This window comes from Mesorhizobium sp. (assembly GCF_017306585.1).
GTDB lineage: Bacteria > Pseudomonadota > Alphaproteobacteria > Rhizobiales > Rhizobiaceae > Mesorhizobium.
Genome location: NZ_JAFKIC010000141.1, coordinates 1 through 20,951 on the forward strand (window position 1 = coordinate 1; position 20,951 = coordinate 20,951).

At 60.4% G+C, this 20,951-nt stretch carries 22 protein-coding genes and 2 pseudogenes; 15 read left to right on the top strand and 9 right to left on the bottom strand.

The genetic code is table 11. The annotated features are described in order from the left end of the window. On the bottom strand, nt 1-664 hold a 664-nt coding region (locus tag J0I79_RS14870; RefSeq protein ID WP_292859806.1), incomplete at its 3' end, for an NmrA family NAD(P)-binding protein. 466 nt (nt 665-1,130) lie between these two features. On the opposite strand from J0I79_RS14870, the gene J0I79_RS14875 reads away from it, so the two are divergent. Then, a complete protein-coding gene (locus J0I79_RS14875) occupies nt 1,131-1,742 on the top strand; it encodes a DUF308 domain-containing protein (RefSeq protein ID WP_292859809.1) in 612 nt (203 codons plus the stop codon). 131 nt (nt 1,743-1,873) lie between these two features. Further along, entirely contained in the window at nt 1,874-2,461 is a 588-nt protein-coding gene (locus J0I79_RS14880; RefSeq protein ID WP_292859812.1) for a TetR/AcrR family transcriptional regulator, read from the top strand. Between the two features lie 24 nt (nt 2,462-2,485). Here the strand turns inward: J0I79_RS14880 and J0I79_RS14885 are convergent, their stop codons facing one another. Together J0I79_RS14885 and J0I79_RS14890 are read right to left on the bottom strand one after the other, a co-directional pair. After that, nucleotides 2,486-3,901, bottom strand: coding sequence for an aldehyde dehydrogenase family protein (locus J0I79_RS14885; protein WP_292859815.1), 1,416 nt, complete (start codon nt 3,899-3,901; stop codon nt 2,486-2,488). Nucleotides 3,902-4,291: 390 nt separating this feature from the next. Further along, nucleotides 4,292-5,605, bottom strand: a pseudogene (locus tag J0I79_RS14890) (YifB family Mg chelatase-like AAA ATPase); the annotation flags it as partial. 172 nt (nt 5,606-5,777) lie between these two features. Between J0I79_RS14890 and J0I79_RS14895 the strand changes: the two are divergent. Continuing rightward, nucleotides 5,778-7,052: a site-specific integrase gene (locus tag J0I79_RS14895; protein ID WP_292859818.1), complete on the top strand. Its 1,275-nt coding sequence runs from the start codon at nt 5,778-5,780 to the stop codon at nt 7,050-7,052. Here the strand turns inward: J0I79_RS14895 and J0I79_RS14900 are convergent. Continuing rightward, nucleotides 7,049-7,450, bottom strand: a complete 402-nt coding sequence (locus tag J0I79_RS14900) for an Arc family DNA-binding protein (protein ID WP_292859821.1) — start codon at nt 7,448-7,450, stop codon at nt 7,049-7,051. The genes J0I79_RS14895 and J0I79_RS14900 overlap by 4 nt on opposite strands. A gap of 354 nt (nt 7,451-7,804) precedes the next feature. On the opposite strand from J0I79_RS14900, the gene J0I79_RS14905 reads away from it, so the two are divergent. From J0I79_RS14905 to J0I79_RS14930, 7 genes are all read left to right on the top strand, one after another. Continuing rightward, a complete protein-coding gene (locus J0I79_RS14905) occupies nt 7,805-7,990 on the top strand; it encodes a hypothetical protein (RefSeq protein WP_292859825.1) in 186 nt (61 codons plus the stop codon). Then, entirely contained in the window at nt 7,987-8,373 is a 387-nt protein-coding gene (locus tag J0I79_RS14910) for a hypothetical protein (protein WP_292859828.1), read from the top strand. The genes J0I79_RS14905 and J0I79_RS14910 overlap by 4 nt, the downstream gene beginning before the upstream one ends. Then, entirely contained in the window at nt 8,370-8,648 is a 279-nt protein-coding gene (locus tag J0I79_RS14915; protein ID WP_292859831.1) for a hypothetical protein, read from the top strand. Before J0I79_RS14910 ends, J0I79_RS14915 begins: the two co-directional genes overlap by 4 nt. Next, complete coding sequence (locus tag J0I79_RS14920; protein WP_292859834.1) at nt 8,645-9,865, top strand: AAA family ATPase; 1,221 nt, start codon at nt 8,645-8,647, stop codon at nt 9,863-9,865. The genes J0I79_RS14915 and J0I79_RS14920 overlap by 4 nt, the downstream gene beginning before the upstream one ends. A gap of 1 nt (nt 9,866) precedes the next feature. Further along, the gene (locus J0I79_RS35120; RefSeq protein WP_366014476.1) at nt 9,867-10,229 is read left to right on the top strand and encodes a DUF6074 family protein; all 363 of its coding nucleotides are present in this window, start codon (nt 9,867-9,869) and stop codon (nt 10,227-10,229) included. A 323-nt stretch (nt 10,230-10,552) separates the two neighbouring features. Further along, nucleotides 10,553-11,068: a hypothetical protein gene (locus J0I79_RS14925; RefSeq protein ID WP_292859837.1), complete on the top strand. Its 516-nt coding sequence runs from the start codon at nt 10,553-10,555 to the stop codon at nt 11,066-11,068. Between the two features lie 74 nt (nt 11,069-11,142). Continuing rightward, on the top strand, nt 11,143-12,543 hold the full coding sequence (locus J0I79_RS14930) for a helicase HerA-like domain-containing protein (protein ID WP_292859840.1): 1,401 nt from the start codon (nt 11,143-11,145) through the stop codon (nt 12,541-12,543). Nucleotides 12,544-12,758: 215 nt separating this feature from the next. Here the strand turns inward: J0I79_RS14930 and J0I79_RS14935 are convergent, their stop codons facing one another. Beyond that, the gene (locus J0I79_RS14935; RefSeq protein WP_292859843.1) at nt 12,759-13,607 is read right to left on the bottom strand and encodes a hypothetical protein; all 849 of its coding nucleotides are present in this window, start codon (nt 13,605-13,607) and stop codon (nt 12,759-12,761) included. Between the two features lie 159 nt (nt 13,608-13,766). Between J0I79_RS14935 and J0I79_RS14940 the strand changes: the two genes are divergently transcribed. Next, a complete protein-coding gene (locus tag J0I79_RS14940; RefSeq protein ID WP_292859846.1) occupies nt 13,767-13,988 on the top strand; it encodes a hypothetical protein in 222 nt (73 codons plus the stop codon). A gap of 136 nt (nt 13,989-14,124) precedes the next feature. Here J0I79_RS14940 and J0I79_RS14945 read toward each other — a convergent pair whose 3' ends face one another. From J0I79_RS14945 to J0I79_RS14955, 3 genes are all read right to left on the bottom strand, one after another. Further along, complete coding sequence (locus tag J0I79_RS14945; protein WP_292859849.1) at nt 14,125-14,274, bottom strand: hypothetical protein; 150 nt, start codon at nt 14,272-14,274, stop codon at nt 14,125-14,127. A gap of 285 nt (nt 14,275-14,559) precedes the next feature. Next, a complete protein-coding gene (locus J0I79_RS14950; RefSeq protein WP_292859852.1) occupies nt 14,560-14,856 on the bottom strand; it encodes a hypothetical protein in 297 nt (98 codons plus the stop codon). Nucleotides 14,857-14,987: 131 nt separating this feature from the next. Next, nucleotides 14,988-15,356, bottom strand: a complete 369-nt coding sequence (locus tag J0I79_RS14955; RefSeq protein WP_292859855.1) for a hypothetical protein — start codon at nt 15,354-15,356, stop codon at nt 14,988-14,990. A 63-nt stretch (nt 15,357-15,419) separates the two neighbouring features. On the opposite strand from J0I79_RS14955, the gene J0I79_RS14960 reads away from it, so the two are divergent. From J0I79_RS14960 to J0I79_RS14975, 4 genes are all read left to right on the top strand, one after another. Next, the gene (locus J0I79_RS14960) at nt 15,420-16,997 is read left to right on the top strand and encodes a recombinase family protein (RefSeq protein ID WP_292859858.1); all 1,578 of its coding nucleotides are present in this window, start codon (nt 15,420-15,422) and stop codon (nt 16,995-16,997) included. Then, nucleotides 16,997-17,890, top strand: a complete 894-nt coding sequence (locus tag J0I79_RS14965) for a plasmid partitioning protein RepB C-terminal domain-containing protein (RefSeq protein WP_292859861.1) — start codon at nt 16,997-16,999, stop codon at nt 17,888-17,890. The genes J0I79_RS14960 and J0I79_RS14965 overlap by 1 nt, the downstream gene beginning before the upstream one ends. Further along, nucleotides 17,887-18,777 (top strand): plasmid partitioning protein RepB C-terminal domain-containing protein, encoded by an 891-nt coding sequence (locus J0I79_RS14970; RefSeq protein ID WP_292859864.1) that lies wholly within the window; start codon nt 17,887-17,889, stop codon nt 18,775-18,777. The genes J0I79_RS14965 and J0I79_RS14970 overlap by 4 nt, the downstream gene beginning before the upstream one ends. A 156-nt stretch (nt 18,778-18,933) precedes the next feature. After that, on the top strand, nt 18,934-19,254 hold the full coding sequence (locus J0I79_RS14975) for a YMGG-like glycine zipper-containing protein (RefSeq protein ID WP_292859867.1): 321 nt from the start codon (nt 18,934-18,936) through the stop codon (nt 19,252-19,254). A 1,304-nt stretch (nt 19,255-20,558) separates the two neighbouring features. Here the strand turns inward: J0I79_RS14975 and J0I79_RS14985 are convergent. Next, nucleotides 20,559-20,792: pseudogene (locus J0I79_RS14985) on the bottom strand (magnesium chelatase domain-containing protein); the annotation flags it as partial. Nucleotides 20,793-20,951 lie beyond the last annotated feature (159 nt).

A 20,951-nucleotide genomic window follows, 5' to 3' on the forward strand; every position in this document is an offset into this window, starting at 1 on the left:
GCCCCAGGCCGATGGACAGGGCCGCGGCCAGTTCCGAACCGTTGACGCTGTTAGGCCCCGATATCAGGTGGCTGCCGCCATGGGCCCTGTTCTCGATCAGCGTGAGCGCGGCGGCGGCGCAATCGTCGACGGAGGTCCATGCGATCCGCTGCGAGGCGTCGATCGGCATTTGGAACATGCCTCCTGCCAGGTCGTGGCGGACGCTCGGTTTGAGGAGATTGTCGAGATACATGGTCGGACGGACAATCGCGACTGACAGGCCGGTCGATCTGACCATGGTTTCGATCTCGGCATTGGCGACGAAGCTTTGCTCCTCACAGGGCGCGCTGCGGCTTGCGCTGGCAAGTTTCAGGACCAGACAATCGACCCGCGCCGCCCTCGCCGCCGCCACGGCGTTGGCGGCAAGGCCGCGAACAATCTCGGGCGGTCCGATCGGCACCTGCAGCACCACCGCGCTAACGCCGGCATGAGCCGCCCGGAGCGAGGCGGGATCCGCCAGATCGCCTTGCGCAAGGTCAATGCCCAAGCGCGCCAGCGCGGGACTCCTTGCCGGATCGCGCACCAGCGCCGTGACGGAAAATCCACGCCGGGCTGCCTCTCGGGCCACGGCGCCGCCCTGGACGCCATTGGCCAAGTAGACAAGGATACGTTCGGATTTGGACATGCTCTGCTCCTTTTGGAACGGGTCCTGGAGCGGCATCACCATGACAACGCCCAACAGACCCGAGGCGCGCTGGCGCCGGGACTGTCGGGGGTTCCCGTGAAGGCACGAGAACAGAACTTCACCCTGAGAGGGCGAAGGGCTTGGGCCTACCCAGACCAAGCCAGCCATTTTCGACGAAAGGAAATTACTGGGGCCGGGTGGAAATGTCCATCATCGCCACCCGGCAGCCAGCGGAGACGATCTGTCCCGGGATTGGACAAGGGGACCAACGCGTGCGTGCCGCCGAGGGCGGCTGCTTAGCAAAAGCCGAGGACATGTCCGGGGCCTTCGTTCTCGGCCGATGTGGGCACAGGCGAACGTCGATCACGTGGTTGGAATGTCGAGAAGACAGCGATCGGCTCAAGGCATATTGACAGTCAATCGTCTACCTACTAGTTGGTAGGTAATTGAAACGAGAGCTTCCATCATGCCTGAACACATCAACGACCAGAGTCGCGTCGCCTCATCGAACGAGTGGCTAAGAAACTATTATTATCTGCGGTTTGCCGTATCGGCAGCCTGGGTCGTGGCAGCTTTCACTGTCGCGAAAAGCAGTGTACCAGTCGCCGCCGCCATGCTGATTGCCTATCCCGCATGGGACGCGCTCGCCAACTACGTGGACGCCCGGCGTACCGGCGGCCTCGGCCGCAACAGGTCGCAACTGCTCAACTTCGCCATCAGCATCCTAGCCGCGATCGCGGTCGCCATCGCGCTCGGTCACGGCATGAACGCGGTGCTCTCGGTTTTTGGCGTCTGGGCTGTTGTCGCGGGCGTGTTCCAGCTCCTGACAGCGGTGCGGCGCTGGAAGACCAGCGGCGCTCAGTGGGCGATGATCCTGAGCGGCGCCCAATCGGCGCTGGCAGGTCTTTTCTTCGTCAGGATGGCCGGCGGCACGCAGGTCGTCGGCATCGTCGATGTCGCCCCCTACGCCGCGTTCGGCGCCTTCTACTTCCTCGTCTCCGCCTTGTGGCTGTCGATCGGCGACGCCTTTCGCAAATCGCGGCCGGCCGCGAGCCAGGCCAATTCCGGAAAAATGTGAACGGCCGGGCTCGGCGAGTTCAGCGAAATCTGCGCTCGCAATTGCATCAAAACAGGGACCTGGCGCGGGTTGCCGTTTGCGCGAAACCGGCAACCCGCTAAGGACGAACGAGCCCTCCGCCGGAGCAAAACATGAGCAAGCTTTCGAACACTGCCGACGAAATCCTCGCCGCCGCGCGAACCTTCATCGTCTCCGGCGGATACAATGGCTTCAGCTATGCCGATATCGCCGAAGTGATCGGCATCCGAAAAGCCAGCATACATCACCATTTCCCCAGCAAGGCCGATCTCGTGCAGACCTTGCTCAAGCGCTACCTCGACGATGCCGTGACGGGCCTGGGAGGGCTCGAGCGCAATGTCCCCGAACCGCCCGAGTTGCTTCGAGCCTATGCCGGTATCTGGGCTCGATGCATCGAGGATTCCAGCATGCCGTTCTGCGTCTGCGCGCTGCTTGCCAGCGAACTGCCGGCCCTTCCGCCGGAGGTTGGCCTGGAAGTGCGGGCGTATTTTCGGTTTCTCTCGAAATGGCTGGCCGACGTCATCGCGCGTGGCGCGGAGACAGGCACGCTGGTGATTTCCGCCTCGCCGCGCGTCGAGGCCGAGGCTTTCATGGCGACCGTGCATGGCGCGATGCTGTCCGCGCGCGCTTATGGCGATGTCTTGACCTTCGGCATGATCCTGACGCCGACGCTCCGTAAGTTGAACCCTGCGGCCGACTGATCTGGGCAACAACCGCCGGCGCAATCAGGCCGACTGGCCTATCAGCCTGGCCTGGACATAGCCTTCCAGACTGTCGTCGCCATGGCCGCCGCCTATGTCGCCATAGGGCTGGGTGAGAACCCGGCCGTCGCGCTGGTTGAGGAACAGCATGTCGCTGGCGAAGTCGCGGTTCAGCCTATCCATCCTTTTCCGAGAGGTGGTGAAGGCATGCAGCGCCAGGACGGGGCGAAGACCGTTCAGCCCGGCAATCCCATCCTCGTAGCGGTCGAAACGGTTGACCACCGTGATCGGGCCGAACGGTTCGGTGTTCATCAAAAGCGCATCCGCCGCCACGTCCGTCAGGACGGTGGGCCAGAAGAAGCAGCCCAGATTGCCCATGCGATGGCCGCCGGCTGCCAAAGTGGCGGAACCGGCCACGGCGTCGGCGACCAGGGCCTCCATCTTCGCTGTGCGGCACCCGTTCGCCAGCGGTCCCATCTCGACGCCTTGCTGGAGCCCGTTTCCGATCGTGATCCGTCGCGTCGCCTCGATGAAATCGTCGAGGAACCGTGCATGGATGGAGCTTTCGGTAAAAATGCATGTCGGCGCGAAACGCGCCTGTCCGGCATTCCTGAACTTGGCCCTGCAGAGCGCGGCCACCGCGAGTTCGAGATCGGCGTCGCTGAAGACGATCGCCGGCGCTGGCCCGCTGAGTTCGATCGCCAGCCGCTTGCCGCGGGTCTTGGCCAGGGCCGCCAGCCGCGCGCCGAGCAGGGCCGGGCCGCTGTAGGAACCCCGCGCAATGGCGGGATGCGCGATCAGATAGGGCGCGATGTCGGCCTGCGGGCCATACACCAGGTTCAGCACTCCGGCAGGCAGGCCGGCGTCGGCGAGCGCAACGACCAGCGCGGCGCAACTGGCCGGCGCCGATGGTGGTCCGGCAAGCACGATCGACGAGCCGTCGGCCAGTGCCGCCGCCACCTTTCGCGCGGCCTGCCCGAGCGGAAAGCTCCACGCCGCGAATGCTGCTACGGGGCCGATCGGCTCATCCGGCGCGGCTTGCCTGGCCTCTGCGCTCACGGTCCCACCGCCATGACTGGCGCCCTCATTGGCGAACCAGTCGAGCAAGGCGGCGGCTGCCGCCGCCTCCGCGCGCGCTTCGGCAAGTGGCTTTCCCTGCTCCATCGTCAACAGATGCGCGATGGGCTCGACCCGCTTGCGCAACAGATCGGCCGCCCGCATCAGGATCCGGCCTCGCTCGGCCGCACGCATCCGCCGCCATGTCCAGAATGTGCGCTCAGCGCACGCCGTGGCCTCGTCCAGGTCCTGCACGCCGGCCGTGGCGACGGTGCCGATGCTGGCCTCCGTGGCTGGGTCGAGGACAGGAACATCAGGCAATTGCCCTCCGCGCCAGCGGCCGTTGATGTGCAGCAAGCTGTTCGCATAGGCATAGGTTTTCATTGTCCCTCCGGCCACGATCGACATGCCAACCGCCGATGGATCCCCCTTCGGCATGACTTCCGATGCCCGGACCCCGAGCATCCGTGGCGACCCTCACCGCCAGGAACGACTATGCGACCCCTTCGTTTCGCTAGTTTTTCCGCTCTATTGAACGTTGTTTCTGGATTGTTTCGCGCGACTGCCCGCAATCACAGGACGAACCCGACGCTCCCAAGCGCCGCTGTGGAGATCAGGCCGACAGCCGCACGCCTGTTGGGCCGTCATAAGTTGCTGGCGGGCACCGATGGATCGGCGGGTCGAGCGCTGAGTGACCCCAGGAAAAATGTGAACCGGTTTTCCCGGGAAAAGCGCGCAGCGCCTTCCCTCGGGAATTGCGCAAGGACAAAGAGTCTAGGCCGCCTGCGCCACGCGTTCCGAACTCATGCGGTAGGAAATCGCCTCGGCCAGATGGATGCGGCCGACGGTCTCGCTGGCATCCAGATCGGCCAGCGTGCGCGCCACCTTCAGCACGCGGTGGTAGGCGCGGGCGGAGAAGGCCAGCTTTTCGCTGGCATCCCTGAGCAGCGACAGGCCGGCGGCATCGGGCGCGGCGATAGCCTCGATGACCGAGGGCGCGCAATGCGCATTGGTGGTGGCGCTGGTGACGCCGAGCCGCTCGAAGCGCTCGCGCTGGATGGCGCGGGCGCGCGCCACGCGTATGGCGACGACGGCGCTCTTCTCCGCCTGGTCCGGCTTGATCAGGTCGCTGGCCGAAACCGCCGGCACTTCGATCCTGAGGTCGATGCGGTCGAGCAGCGGGCCGGAGATGCGCGCCTGATAGTCGGTGCGGCAGCGCTCGCCGCGCACGCAGCGATAGCCCGGCTCACCGGCCATGCCGCATCGGCACGGATTCATCGCCGCCACCAGCTGGATGCGCGCCGGATAAGTGACCCGATGGTTGGCGCGCGCAATCATGCAGTCGCCCGTCTCCAGCGGCTGGCGCAGCGCATCCAGCGTCTGCGGCGTGAACTCGGGAAATTCGTCGAGGAACAGCACGCCGTGATGGGCGAGCGACACTTCGCCGGGCCGGGCGCGCAGGCCGCCGCCCACCATCGCCGCCATCGAGGCCGAATGATGCGGCGCGCGGAACGGCCGCCGGTCGGTCAGTTTACCCTCGCCGAGTTCGCCGGCGACGGAGGCGATCATCGAGACTTCCAGCAGTTCCTTCGGCGCCAGCGGCGGCAGGATCGACGGCAGCCGCTGCGCCAGCATCGACTTGCCCGAACCGGGCGGCCCGACCATCAAGAGATTGTGCCCGCCGGCTGCCGCCACCTCCAGTGCGCGCTTGGCGGTCTCCTGCCCCTTGATGTCTGCGAGGTCGGGCAGGTCGCGCGCCGTGGCGTGGATGCCGGCCTCCGGTCGCGACAGCACCTGCGTGCCTCGGAAATGGTTGGCGATGGCGATCAGGCTGCGCGGCGCCAGTATGTCGAAGTCCTTGCCGGCCCAGGCGGCTTCGGGGCCGCAGGCGAACGGGCAGATCAGGCCCTTGCCTTCCGCATTGGCGCCGATCGCCGCCGGCAGCGCGCCGGCGACCGCCGTTATCGTGCCGTCGAGCGACAATTCGCCCAGCACCACATAGCCGGCCAGCATGTCGCCGGGGATGGCGCCGAGCGCCGCCATCAGGCCAAGCGCGATGGGCAGATCGTAGTGGCTGCCTTCCTTGGGTCGCAGTGCGGCGTGCGTCTGGATTAGCGGATGTGTACTGCAGTTGCCGCAGGCCATGAAAGGCAACGGACTCGGCGTTTCGCGAGTTTACCGGAGAGGGCCCCGGCTAGCCCTTGTTTCCATTATGATGGTGAGCCTATGGTGAGCAGACACCGGAAGGGGCCGCTTGAAAATGCCAAAACTCACCAAGGCCGTCGTCGACGGTGCCGATCTACGCCCGAAACAATACACCATTTGGTGCTCGGATCTGAAGGGCTTCGGCGTCTATGTCCACCCTACCGGTCGGCGAACCTATTTCGTCGACTATCGCTCCGGCGATGGCGCACGCCGGCGGATGACAATCGGTCGACACGGCGTCATCACCACTGAGCAGGCGCGCAAGCTCGCGATTGAGACAATGGGCGGTGTGGTTCTGCAGAAGGCTGATCCGTTGCTCGAGCGCAAGACACGCCGGAAATCCATGACGGTGGCGCAGCTCTGCGACCAATACCTGAAGGCGGCGGAAAAGGGAGCGATCCTCGGCAGGAGCCGGCGGCCGAAGAAGGCATCTACCATTGAAATCGACCGAGGTCGGATAGCACGGCACATCAAACCGCTGCTCGGCACGAAGCTTGTGATTGACCTCACGCGCGCCGACATCGTGAAGTTCGTTCGGGACGTGACGGCCGGCAAAACGGCTAGGCGCGATCGCTCGGGCAAGAACGGCAATCGCGTCTTGGTCACGGGAGGCGCCGGCACCGCGGCGCGCACGACGGGCTTTCTCGGCGGCATCCTTACCTATGCCATCGGCGAGGGTATCATCACCGCCAACCCCGTGCAGGGCGTTCCCTTGCCGGCAGACAACGTGCGAGATCGCCGGCTGACCGCTGGCGAATACCGCGCAATTGGAAAAGCGTTGACCGGGGAGCAATCCGAAATTGACACGCCGCAGGCAATCACCGGCGCCTGGCTGCTTGCGCTCACTGGATGCCGGCTTGGCGAGGTCTCAACGCTGCAGTGGGACGAAGTCGATGAGGCCGCCGGTTGCTTCCGGCTGATGGACAGCAAGAGTGGGCCATCCGTGCGCCCTGTGGGGCGAGAAGCGTTCGACGTGCTGCGCAAGGCCATCCGCGTGCCCGGCAATCCCTACGTGCTCCCCGCCCTCCGCAAAACGGGCCATTACAACGGATTGGCCGGAGCATGGGCGCGCTTCATGGAGCGAGCTGAACTGGAAGGCGTCACGCCGCACACCATGCGGCACTCCTATGCATCTGTCGGCGGGGATCTCGGATTTGCAGACAGTACAATCGCTGCCATGCTCGGCCATGCCGGCGGCACCGTCACCAGTCGTTACGTCCACCGCCTCGATACAGTGCTGGTCGCGGCTGCGAACAAGATCGCCGGCGAAGTTTATCGGCAGATGACTGGAAAGACAGCAGAGTTGTTGGAGCTGCCGTTGCGGGCTTAGTCTCCACCGACGATCGACCAGACGGTAACAATGCGACCCCAAATGGGGTCAGTTTTTTCACGTTCCACCATACCCTTCAAATCCCCCTCGTCACCGCTCGCGGCCTTGCTGATAGCTCGGGCGAATTGCTCAATAAGTTGCTCAGAAATCACTCCTGCCTTTCGCAGGGCATCATTCTGCGCCTCTGTTGCCTGGATATATTTACCGAGTACCTCTCGGACTGCTTCGCTCTCGGAGAGGGCAGCAGCCGGATCGAAACTGGCTTCCAGACGAGAGACAATCTCCGCGTTCATCGATTGATCGTTGCTCTGCGCCGCCTCCGCAATCTTAGTTCGCATACCGTCGGGTAACCGAACGATAAATTGATCTTGGTCCCTCACGCGGACTCGCTTGGCCATCTAAACCCACATCTTGTCAGGATCGATATCACATGTGCGATACGTTTCTTGACTTAACCATCGTTCGCCCTTCTAATCCAGTGATCGCACATGTGCGATGATCGCTAAAGGAGTTGTGGTTATGGCGAACAATGACCGCCCTCGTCTCCGTAGGACGGAGGTGCCCGCTTACCTGTTGAACAATCACGGCATTCCCGTCGCGTTGGCTACCTTGAACAAGCTCGCCTCGATTGGTGGGGGTCCGGAGATGCAGTACGCCGGCAGAATTCCGCTCTACACACGAGAGGCCCTCGACGCATGGGCGGAGCGCCGCCTTTCCAAGCCGGTCCAGTCCACCGCCGGGAGGGCGGCCTGATGTCGGCCGCGACCAAACCGATAGATCATCCTGTCGCCGAGGCGGCGGCCTCGATGGCGTCGACCACGCGCGCAAAGCGCGGTGGTGCGGCGGTGTCGGCTCTTATGAAGCGCTTTGATTTGACGACGACCCAAGCGGTTGAGGCGATCCGCGCCAATGCGCTCCGGCTCGCGAGGGCGCCATGACTAACGCCGCCTTGCACAACCGAATCGTCAACATACTGATCGACCCTGCCTACGCCTGGACGTCATCGTGTGATTTCTTCGACGAGGTACGCAGGAGAGAGCCCGAAGCCACCAATCTCGACATCGTACGCGCGGGCATCGAAGTGCTTGAGCTCCGGATCGAGCAAATCCGGGCCATGGTCACAGCGTTCCGCCCCCGCGGAAACGAGAGCCCCGTCTTCGACGAACAGCTCAGCGACCTGCAAGCAGCGGTCGCCGGCGTGTGGCTTGCATTTACACCAGAGGGCGATGGCCGGGCTGTTCAGGCTCGGTTCAACCTGTCTGAGCGCCAAACCATAGACGCCCTTGAACGCTCCACTAGGATGCTGGGGGCGCCGCGATGACCGGCCGAAATTGGGATCGTGAGCGCGATCGCTCGCGCGTCGCACGCCGTGGCGCGGAGACGATCGACGGCGCCGGCGTGCGTCATGGCCCGCCGGCGGCCCGAAAGCCAAAGGAAAAGCTTCGTGCCGAGATTGAGGCCTCCACCACGCCTGGCGTCACCGTGGCTAAGCTTCTGGTCTGCTGTTGCGGTCACCGCGGCACCGTGCGCGTCCCCATCGCCAAGCTTGGCCGGGCCAAGTTCCGGTGCCAGCGCTGCAAGGAGCTGACGCCGTGAACGCCCACAGCTTTCGAACGCTTCTTCAGATCGAGCATCATGTCCTGGCGGGCCCGGCCCGCCGCCGATTTGTCGTGCCGGGCGTCCTGCCTGCAGGTGTGTGCTTCCTATACGGGGCGAGCGGCACCGGGAAAACAGGTGTCGCCGTGCGAACCGCGATGGCGGTTGCAGCCGGCATCCAATGGGCAGGTAGGTCGACCGCCAAGGGCTCGGTCCTCTACATCGCGGGCGAGGACTTTGACGGGGTGCAAGAGCGTCTAGTGGCCGCAATGAAGGCCCTTGGCCTCGCCGCATCGGACGTTCCTTTGGGCCTGGTCGAGCCTTCAGCCGGTGGACTCGTCGCCCCGGCATTTGAAGCGACGACACTCAACGAGGCCGATGCCCTGGCTGCAACCACCGGGCAGAGAGTCAGCCTGCTGGTTATCGACACGCTTGGCGCATGCTTCGGCGACGAGAGCCAGGACGATGCCCGGCCAGCATCGAATGTGACCGGCAAGATTGACCGAATAAGCCGCCGCCTTGGATGTCCGGTCCTCGCCCTTCATCACACAGGAAAATCGACGAGCTCAGGCATGCGGGGATCGCAAGTGTTTTTCGATCGCGCAGACGCCGTTCTGAAGGCGTGGCGTCATGGGTCGTCGACATTCATCGAGGTGGAAAAGCTCAAGAATGGCCCCGGAGGTGCACGTTTCGCCTTCGATATTTCCGCCGAGGAGATCGAGACCTCGGCCGGTCCAATTTCGGTTCAGGTCGTCAAGGATCTCCGGTCGATCGCGCCGGCCGAAGCCGGCGCCGAGCCCGATTTCGCAACGCCAACCAGGCGCAAAGACCACGATCACGCATTCGATATTTTGAAGGCAATTTCGGTGTCAGCGACGGTAAGTTTGCTGACATGGAAAAACGCGTGCTTCAACGAATGGTCGGACCGCTCTGACACCGCGAAAAGGACTGCGTTTAGTCATGCGAAGAAGCGCCTCATAAGTGCCGGTCAGATCAGCATAAAACGTGATTTTGTCAGCGTTATTGTCAGCGAAAAATCAGCAGAAATACCGCTGACAAAACATGCGTCTCAGAGCGGTTTGTCAGCAAAAGTGTCAGGGCCCGCCCCTATAGGGGGCGGCCCAACGCTGACAACCGAGCCGTTGTCCTCAATGGGAGAGAAAGTGGAGGTTCCGCGAAAGACGCAGCGTCCGGCTCGAACAGGAACGGGTGGCTGACATGGAACGGCAACTTGATTTCGATTTTGACGCGAAGCCAGGTGTGCTTCGATTTCCTGGACCCCGATCGCGCCCAAGGGGCGCGCGGACGCGGAGAGTGCCAGAAGGGGCCGTCATCCCGTTTCCACCAGAGAGCAGGACATCTCTAATTCGATCGGTCGCTTTGGAATTGGATCGGATGGGAACGGAAGACGCAGAGCAATTTTGGGACCGAACGATTTTGCTCCTACAGGAGGAAATGGCAGGCCAGTCGGTCGATGTGGCTTTGCGACACCTCAAATCATTCCGTGCAGCAGTTCAGGTCGAACTCGACGCGGTGGCGGCCGGTCCGCAAAGCGGCCGGCCAACGGGAGGTGCAGCATGACAGAAACGGAAACGCCGCCCTTCGGCCAGGGCGCGGACATTGCACTGTCATAGGCTCGCATCATGGGTTCTCCTTGGATGACCGAGAGTCGCACAATAGCACCCATAAATCATCAGTTTGTTGCAACGGCTTGCAAAAAGATGCGTGTTTTGTGCGGCTTTGATCGATCAGGCAGCGGAAGGCCCCTATGGACGATAAGGTCGGCGAATATTCGCGGGGCTGCGCTCCGCTGGCGCTCTCCCCCTCGTACGGTCCCTAGACGCAAAAGTTGTCAAAGACACAGCGCACGTCCAATGTGACAGTCAAGCACAGCGGGGGGATAGATGGTCTCAGCATCTAGCGTCTTGGGAGCGGCTGGCGAGCACTACGTGATGTGCCAGTTGCTACGTCGTGGTCTTATCGCCGCACTGGCGCCGGTCGGCGTGCCCAACTGTGATATCGTTGTGTCAGATGACGTTGGTGATAGGCTCTGCGCTATCCAGGTAAAGACGCGCAACGCGAAGGGGTCCGACGGCGGCTGGCATATGCGACGCAAGCACGAAGGAATAAAAACCCCGACGCTGTTCTATGCCTTTGTAGACTTTGGGATCGGCATCGCTGCGCAACCCATTTGCTATGTCGTTCCCAGTTTGACAGTGGCGGACGTGATATCGCGGTCGCACCAAGCCTGGTTGGCGACTCCAGGCGTAAAGGGACAGCAGCGAAAGGACACCGATTTTCGACGGTTCTTGCCGGACTATGACCGGATGGGTATCCGCATCGGTTGCGGCAGAGATTGGCTTGAACCCTTTCAAGAAGGGTGGGGCATCCTTGCAGAGAAGATCGCATCAACTAGCTGATTGTTAATGGTTATTGTTCGTCACGTTGTACTTTTTGTGGTAGTCTCTGCCAGAGATCAGGCGGGGATGCTGCTATGCAAACAGACATTGAAATCGGCCTCAGTTCCGCCGGCGCGGCGGTCGCGCTTCCCCTGCGCCTGGCCAACCGTCATGGCCTCGTCACCGGCGCCACCGGCACGGGCAAGACCGTCACCCTGCAGCGCCTCGCCCAGCAATTCAGCGCCGCCGGCGTCCCCGTGTTCGCGGCCGACGTCAAAGGCGATCTCTCGGGCATTGCCACGGCCTCGCCGACGGCATTCTGGGACATCTTCGGCGGGCACGGCCTGCCGATCCGCACCAGCGTGCAGGACATGGGCGCGCAGATGCTTTCGAGCATGCTCGGCCTCAACCCGACGCAGCATGGCGCAATGGAAATCTGCTTCCGCAAGTCGGAGGACGACCGGGCGTACATGCTCACCCTGGACGATCTGCGATGGTCGCTCAACGACATGCTGGAAGAGCGCGAGGAGGTGTCGAAGCGCTACGGCAATGTCACGGCGGCATCGATATCGACTATCCAACGCAATCTGCTCGCCCTCGAGGCGCAGGGTGGCGCGTCACTGTTCGGCGAGCCGCCTTTCGACATCGCGGATTTCATGCTGGTCGATTCGCAGGGCAGGGGCACCGTCAACCTCTTGCATGCGGACAAGCTGCTCGAGGCGCCCAAGCTCTACGCCACCTTCCTGCTGTGGCTGCTCACCGAGCTCTTCCGCAAATTGCCGGAGGCCGGCGACCTGGCCAAGCCCAAGCTGGTATTCTTCTTCGACGAGGCGCACCTCCTTTTCCACGGCGCGCCGAAGCCCCTGCTGCAGCAGATCGAGCGGCTGGTGCGCCTGGTGCGCTCGAAGGGCGTCGGCGTCTATTTCGTCACGCAGTCGCCGACGGACGTTCCCGCCTCGGTGCTGGAACAGCTCGGCACCAGGATCCTGCACGCCATGCGCGCGCACACGGCGGAGTCTCTGAAGAAGATCAAGGCGGCCGCCGACACGATCCGGCCGCGCGCTGGCCTGAAGACGCGCGAGGAATTGCCGGCGCTCAAGATCGGCGAGGCGCTGGTGTCGGTTATCGGCGAGGACAATGTGCCGACCGAGGTCGAAAAGGTGCAGGTGATCAAGCCCGCCGGCCAGCTCGGACCGATCTCAGATATCGAGCGGCGCGCGGTGATCGAGGCGACACCTTTGCGCCAGAAGTATCACGCCGGCGGCGCTGACCATGAGGCGGCGCACGCGTTCAACCGCCGCATGATGCGGGAGAGGGGGATTGATCCCGGGCCGGACGCCGGCGTGAAGCCCTATGAGCCGAACCTCTACCGGAAGCACATTCCGACGATCGACATCGGCGCCGAGCCGGGGAAGACCGTGAAGCGACAGCTTGCTGGGATCGCGGGGTGGGCCGCCGTCGCAGCAATAGGCGCTAGAGTTGCGGGCTTGATATGATCACCACAGAAGGAGATCGATGAAGCTAACGTGCCTCTTAGCGAGCGCGTCGAGCTCGTGAGCCGCCTGCTCAGCGGAAATCTTCCCGTCTGCGTGGCGTTTGCGTATTTCGGCTGCGGCTTCGCGAAGCTCTTGCAAACGCATCGAGTGCCGGGACGACCGGGTTGAAGGTAGAGCTTTCTCTGCGAGTTGGGCCATGTGCCTTCCCAATTCAGCTAGACCAAGTCGTTAATGCGACTAAACACGGGCTCACACGTAACCATTATCACATCAGCGCGGTTCCCGTAAAATGCGTATGGGCGCTGGCAGTCAATTGAAACGAAACCACGCACGACCTCCGACCCGTCTCGGGCTCGGATAACGGGCACAAAGAACAATGATCTGTAACCTACCTTAGATTGCGTGGGGCTTGCTCTGACTCGCTTCGGCATCTCACGCAGATCATGCAACACCCTGGGCTCTCTTCCCCGCTGACATGCGTGCCAGCCTATCAGATTCGGCCCATGAACGTCTCGGTTGGTGGGCCGTTCATTGCCAGGATTGCGGTGCCTGATCTTCATCTTGGTCGCGCTATTTCCGTCAAACAAAACCAGCGATACCGAAACCTCGCCTTTTTTCGACCGCGTAACGAGCCTGACGTAGTTTTCAATTATTCCCAGGCATGCCCTTATCGCGTCGTCGCGGCCGGCCTGCGCTACCGCGTTGCCTTTTACACCAGAGAGCAAATCACCCAATCGGACCATCATCTCGGCTTGGATTTCGCTTTGGCCCGACGTCTTGTCTCGGGAGAGCCTGTCGAGCACCCCAGCAAATGAATGGCCGATAAAAATCCCAGCAAATGCCATAGTCGCAATCGAAGCTTGGATGGAGCCGTAGAAGTAGGCGACGGCAGGGGACGATGCCGCCATGGCCGTTTTTACCAGCCAGTGGAAAAGCCCGAAGAATCTTAAGTCGCGGGGAACTTTGTTGTAAAAATAGCCTTTGAGGTATCGCTTGATGCGATAGCCCCGGCCATGGCTATCTGACAGCCAGGTTTCTATCTTTTTGTCGGTTTCTTCTGACACGCGCCCACTGGCCGACGGCAATATTCCCCGCGCCAGAGATATGCTGATCGTTCAGAAGTTGCCAGCCGGTAATCAATTATTCACAACTTGTAGGATTGCGCTCATTATAGGGTGCAAGCCAACGCGTGCAGCGCGCATTCAAGGAGCGAGGAACTGAAGATGAATGACTTACAGAACGCCGCCAAACAGACAGCGGCCACTCAAGCCGCCGCCGCCGCATCTCTTGCCGGCGGGATAATTGCGGCATCTGGCCGACCTTGGACAATGGAGGAAGCAATATCCGTCTACCATGACGCCTTCTTCTCTATGTTCCCGCAGCCGGGACATGGCAGATATGACATGTGGAAGAACCAATTTACGGGCTCGAAGAAATACGAATGATCACCAAACCTGCACACCAATCTGGTTGAGGTTGGCGGCGATCGCTTTCGCCGCATTGTCGCGCCGCATGCGGAACGTCGAATAGGCCCAGCCGCGCGGCGCTGGCACTCGACCCTCGGCGTGACCGGCTCGTCACTCATGAACGGCGCGGCTTTCGGCCTTTGATCTCGTCCAGTTCGTCCTGGAGGTAGCCGTTCAGGACGATCATTTCCTTCAGCGCCTTCATCGTATCGCCCTTGTGCGGGAGACGAATTTCTCGGCGACCTTCTGCGGCGCCTTGTGGCATCGTTTCTCTCGCGAGATGCAACTATCGCCACAAGCCTTGCCGGCCGAACACGTTTTGCAGCAGCCTTCGATCGGGGGATAGTTGGAGCAGGGCGCCCGACGATCGACTCCGGATTGGTCGGCATGAAAATGCCGACAATCGCCAACGCGGCGATGATCCGAAACATGAGTTCTTCCCTCAGAAGTCAGGGGATTAAAGCATCTGAAAAGGTTGCGGTCGAGTGGCCAAACCTAGCCGTGCTCCTTCGCTCGCCCGCGAACACATTCAAATGAGGCAATGTCTGTATCAGGCGTCAACCGTCCAGGTGGCATTTTCGCCATTCTGGATGAGCTTGATCGTCGCCGTCTTTGCAAACGTCGCAACAAAAGAATAGTGGACGCTCAGGATGTCCTCTTGAAGCGGTTGGTCGTCCTCGATCGCGGAAACGGTCAGTCCAATGTCTCGGCATTTATCGATCAAAAAATGATGTCCGTGCTCAGTCGTGCCTTTGTAGTCCATCAAGCTGTCAACGATAGCCTTGGCGGCTTTGCTCGGGTCGGCCGAACTTGCCAGCATATTGCCCCGTAGCCAGGCCGAGACCATCTCCCGGGTCCCTTCCCCCCCCTTTTTTGCACGCGCTCACGGCTCTCGGCCACCGCCTTGTCGGGCAGGCCGACGATGTGGATCATAAGGTGGATTAATTACCGCTTTGTTGGCTCGTCGAGGTGCGGCAGTTAACGTGGTTCGTTCATCGGAACTATCAACGCATCAATCATTGCCGTTGCCCGCGCCAAGGCGGCCCTTGCAGCGCTTAGTTCTATCGTCAGTTCGTATTCGTCGCGGCCCGCCATCTTCAGCAGTCCATGGAGCACGGCGTTCGAGTTTTTCGCCAGTAGTATCAAATGCCAGCCGTCTGGGCCCCTGGCGCCCGACAACCAGTATTTCGCAGCTCGATCGCTTGCTCCGGTCCAATGCATCACCGTCTTCGTTGCGCGCGCACTTGTACCTAACTCTGAGCGCAAGGCAGTGGAGATTGTTGAGGCATAGCGACCAGCCTCTCCCTTACGTGATTTCGGAACAATTGTGCCTTTCTTCGGAAACATAGTTCGGCCCTCCTTCGGCTAAACTCCCTGTCCCGAGGCCATTATAAATGCGTCCACGCACTGATGGTAATCGATTGGAGCCAGACCGGGACAGGAAAGCCGAAGGAAGTTGAACGGGGGCGAACTCGTGCAGCAGCCTACGTCCGGATGTCGACTGAGCACCAAAAGTATTCTACTGACAACCAGTTGGCGGTAATCCAGCGCTACGCCGACCGCCGCCAATATGAGATTGCCCGCACCTACACAGATTCCGGGAAGAGCGGACTACGGCTCGTGGGTAGAGATGCTCTTCAAGCCTTGCTGCAGGACGTGGAGAGTGGCCTCGCCGATTTCATGGCGATCCTCGTGTATGATGTCAGCCGATGGGGCCGTTTCCAAGACCCCGATGAAGCCGCAGCGATTGAGCTTCGCTGTAAGCACGCGGGCATTGTCGTTCACTACTGCGCCGAGCAGTTTGAAAACGATGGCAGCATTGGGTCGTCGATCGTCAAAACCGTGAAACGCGCAATGGCTGGGGAATACAGCCGCGAACTGTCGGTTAAGGTGTTTGCCGGGCAGGCTAACCTCATTCGCTTGGGCTTTCGGCAAGGAGGAGCCCCGGGATTTGGATTGCGCCGTGTGCTTGTTGACCAAACCGGAAATCGAAAGGCCGAACTCGCTCGGGGCGAGCATAAGAGTATCGCGACCGATCGGGTTGTGTTGGTGCCGGGTCCCGCAGGCGAAGTTACGCTGGTCCAGCAAATCTACAGGTGGTTCGTCGAAGATAGGCTGGGCGAGCGTCAAATAGCTGGTATGCTCAATGATCGAGGGGTGCTTACCGATCTTAACAGACCCTGGACGCGTGGGGCGGTCCACCAACTGCTGATCAACGAGAAATACGTTGGCAACAATGTCTGGGGCCGCACATCATTTAAACTGAAGCAGGTTCACAAGAGAAACCCACCGGGAATGTGGGTCCGCCGTGATGGCGCGTTCGAACCTGTGGTGCCAGTAGAAGCTTTCACGGCAGCGCAAGAGATTATAGAAGCGCGTGCACTCCGAATGTCTGACGAGACCATGCTAGCCAAGCTGGAAGAGGTACTGCGACAAAAGGGCATGCTGTCCGGTCTCATTATTGACGAGGTCGATGACCTGCCATCTAGCAGTTCCTACGCTTCCCGGTTTGGGAGCTTGCTTCGTGCGTATGCTTTAGTGGGGTTCGTGCCGGATCGTGACTATCGCTACCTTGAGATTAATCGTCAGCTAAGACAGCTACATCCCGATATAATAAAAGACGTTGTCAGAGGCATAGATGAGGCGGGTGGCCGGGCCGTCCAAGATGCCGGCACTGACCTGCTGCGCATAAACAGTGAATTTACGGCCTCGATTGTAATCGCGCGATGCATAGAGACCTGCGCCGGCGCGCTGCGATGGAAGATTAGGCTAGATACTGCGCTCAATCCTGACCTAACCATTGCGGTGAGGATGCGCCGTGGCAATGAAGCGCCGCTCGACTACTATCTGTTGCCTCGCCTGGACATGCACGAGGCGGTACTTCGTCTCTGCGAGTTCAATGGTCTGTCGTTGGATTGCTATCGGTTCGACAGCCTGTTCCATTTGTATGATATGGCCGCGCGCAAGCAAATGTTGGAGACTGGGTAATGAGTGCTGTTCCTGCCCAACGCGTTGAAATGATTCCGATCAATCGGATCACTGTGGTTAACCCGCGGATACGCAACAAAAAAGTATTCAAGGAGATCATCGGCAATATTGCCGAAATCGGATTGAAGCGACCCATCACGGTGACTCGAAGGGCGGAAGCGGGGGGACCATCATACGATCTTGTGTGCGGTCAGGGGCGATTAGAGGCGTTCAAAGCGCTCGGGCAGAAAGAGGTACCGGCGCTTGTTGTAGCTGCCAATCAGGAGGACTGCCTCGTCGCGAGCTTGGTAGAGAATTGCGCCAGGCGTCAGCTTCGCGCAATCGACCTTCTTCAAGATATCGGGGGGCTTAAGCAGCGCGGTTATTCCGTGCCTGAGATTGCCCGCAAGACGGGACTCACCGGCGAATATGTCTACGCCGTTATACGGCTCCTCGAAAAAGGCGAGCAGCGCTTACTCCGCGCTGTGGAATCCGGCCAGATCCCCTTCAGTGTGGCATTGGAGATTGCGGAGGCCGATGGTGACGGGGTTCAAGGCGCGCTTCAGAATGCTTACGAGGCGAATCTTCTCCGTGGCCGCAAGCTGCTTGTGGCGAAGCGCCTTGTTGAGGCACGACGTCATCTCGGAAAGGGGCTCAAGGTTCATCAAAGCGCAAAGCGCTCTGCGCCTCTCTCCTCGGAAGCGTTGGTCCGTGCCTATCAGCAAGATGCTGATCGCAAGAAAGTTCTGATACGCCGAGCGGAGGCCGCGAAAGGCCGGTTGGTCTTCATTGCTGAGGCCTTGCGTCGGCTCGTCGCTGATGACGCTTTTATCCGTATGCTTGGCGAGGAGAGCTTGAGCGACCTTCCTGCTCCAATTGCATTGCGGATACGCAGGGAGGCGATTTTGTCGTGAGGACACTACGCGGAACCGTAAGCGTCGAGAGGGCTTTCGAAGACGCCAGCCTGCGAATTCCGATTGCGGACATCATGCCGTTGAAGGTCCTAACGCCCGCAGTCTTGAAATCGGTTAAGTACGCCCAAATCGCCGCTTCGATACAGGAAGTTGGTATCATCGAGCCACCCGTGGTGGTGCGCGACAAGAAGGATAGCGAGCGGTTCCATCTGCTCGATGGCCATGTCCGTATCGACATCCTGCAAAAGCGTGGGGACTTAGAAGTAGTATGCCTGGTTGCCACCGACGACGAGGCTTACACCTACAACAAGCGGGTCAGTCGCATAGCAATCATTCAGGAGCATAAAATGATCCTGAAAGCCATTGAGAAGGGTGTCCCGGAAGAGCGCCTAGCAAAGGCACTCAACGTGAACATTTCCAACATTCGCCAGAAGAAGGCGCTGCTGGACGGCATATGCCCTGAATCAGCCGAGCTGATCAAAGACAAGCATGTTCCAATCAACACGATAGGCTTGCTTAAGCAGCTGAAGCCAGTCCGTCAGATCGAGGCGGTCCAGTTAATGATCGCAATGAACAAGTTCACCTTCACCTATGCGCGCTCGCTCGTGGCCGCTACGCCGGAGTCCCAATTAGTGCGCGGCAAGAAGTCAGTAAAGGGACTGAGTGACGAGCAGATCGCATTGATGGAGAACGAATCCGCCCAACTCGAGCGAGAATTTCGGACAATCGAACAGGACTATGGTACCGACCATTTGGATTTGGTGTTGGCGATAGGTTATGTGACGCGGTTGCTTGGAAATGCCCGCATTGTTCGGTATCTTGCCGCCAACTACGCGGACGTTCTTTCGGAATTTCAGAAGATTGCCGAACTTCAGAAGGCTGCTTAAGCTGTCGACTGGCTAAGCGTTACAAATTTGGCAACCATGGTCTTCAACTGCCGGGAAACCTTGACTCACATCGTGAGAAGGCTCGCCCCTGTTCCGCCGCAATGCGGCTGCACGGGACGATCGATAGGGATTTCAGACCTTTAAGGGAGACCTCGCATGATCATTCATAAAGCCGTTGCGGCCGTGGTTCTGGCCGCCGCGCTTGCGGGCTGCCAGTCGCAGACCGAAGGCCAGCAGCGGGCCACGACGGGCGCCCTGCTCGGCGGCGCCGGGGGCGCCCTCGTGGGCCAGGCGATCGGCGGCAACACTAAGAGCACGGTCATCGGCGCGGCGAGCGGCGCGCTGCTCGGCGCCGTCGTCGGTTCCGCCACCACCCCACAGGAACCGCGTGGCCGGCAGCTCTGCCGCTACCAGGACCGCTACGGCCAGATCTACACCGCGCCGTGCGACGATCGCTACTACAACGGCAATTACTGATTGAAGATCTAGCTGATGGAGGCCGCGTTGACAGCGGCCCCCTTCGCCAGTCGATCTCGTTGCCGTCGTCATCCTCATCAGATCCACGGTTGGGATCCTCGATATAAGTTTGGCAGCTCTCGTTGAATGACTGACTGTTCGAGCTGCAATCGCTTTCGTCGGTGATCTCGTTCTGTTGAGCCCAATCGTAGCCAGCCTTGTGCCCCGAGCAATCTTCCGTGCACTCGTTGCCGCCGAAAGTCTGTTGTGCGCTGGCCGCCGACGACCACGCCAAGGCAGCGGCACCAGCCAGAATTGCAACTCGTCGGACCATTTGTTTCCCCCTATCCATCACATGCGCACCCCGGCGCCTTGTGGCATCGTTTGTCTCGCGAGATGCAACTATCGCCACAAGCCTTGCCGGCCGAGCACGTTTTGCAGCAGCCTTCGATCGGGATTGTCGACCAGGGGATAGTTGGAGCCGGCCGCCCGACGATCGACGCCGGATTGGTCGGCATGAAAATGCCGACGAGAGCCAGCGCCGCGATGAACCGAAACATGAGTGCCCCCTCCCAAGAAGCAAGCATCAAGCTATTTGGAAGTCGAGCAGCGCCGCCCGGGCAACCCTGGCGCTGGTTATCGCGCCTAGTCTACCTCTCTACTCTGCCATCCCACATAACTTGGCGCAAATAGCCGCCACATTTGAATTATAAGACTGATTGCATATCAGTCGCGCCATCACCGTTAATTTAAGCGTCGCTTCATATTGTCGGTATTGATCAACTAGAAACAAGATAGTTGGTCGGCAAGTTGGTGCCAGGAAGTACTGGGTGGTAAGCCATTATTCCCGGAGCGAACGTCAGCCAAAACGCTACACAAGCATTTCCGTCGCTGCAAACCATTGCCCTCCGCAATAAAGCGCTTGCGGCACTCTAAAAGACGCTTTTCAATTGCCCTAACCTCTTTGTCAGAATAGCTAGAAAAGAAAGATATACTTCCACCGTCAAGTGTATTTGGTGTTATCGTCTCTCTTCGGCGCCTCAGATAGTCCTCAAATGGCTCCTTCCCCAGAGTGTACAGGTCGGTCAACGCGCTTACAACCGCTGCTAAGCTCGCTATAGTGTCTAAGCCTGCCATTTTTTCCCCCGTAGAAAAATATTTCTACGCACAATAACATTCAATTTTCGACGACAAGGCAAGTCCCCCCGCTTTTTAGCCTCGAACATCGACCGTCAGCTGTGCTCAGAGGACGTGAGTATCCAGTGAGTACAAATCTGAGGCGCAGCCGAGATCCTTGAAAAATAAAGCGGGATGGACAGTTAGTAACTGCCTTCCTTGGGCAGGTCGGCCGGCGCCAGGTTGACCGTCACCTTCTTCGACGGCATCGACAGGCCCGACGCATGAAGGGCGGCCTGCACGCGTTCGCGGCTTTCGGCCACCGCCTTGTCGGGCAGGCCGACGATGTGCATGTTGACCTTGCCGGGCGCGATCATCACCTGCACATCGACCGGCACGGCCTCGATGCCCTGGAAAGCGACAGTGCGGACCCGCGCCACCATGTTTTGCCCCCGGGATATTGGCCTGTCCGGCCGTGCGATCAGGCCAGCGATGGCCCTTTCCGCAAGACAATCACAATTTCTTGATCAGAGCAAGAACATTACAGGAACAGATAGCCGAGTTATTGATGAAAGGCGGGCGTTCGCGTTGAAAGTCCGGTT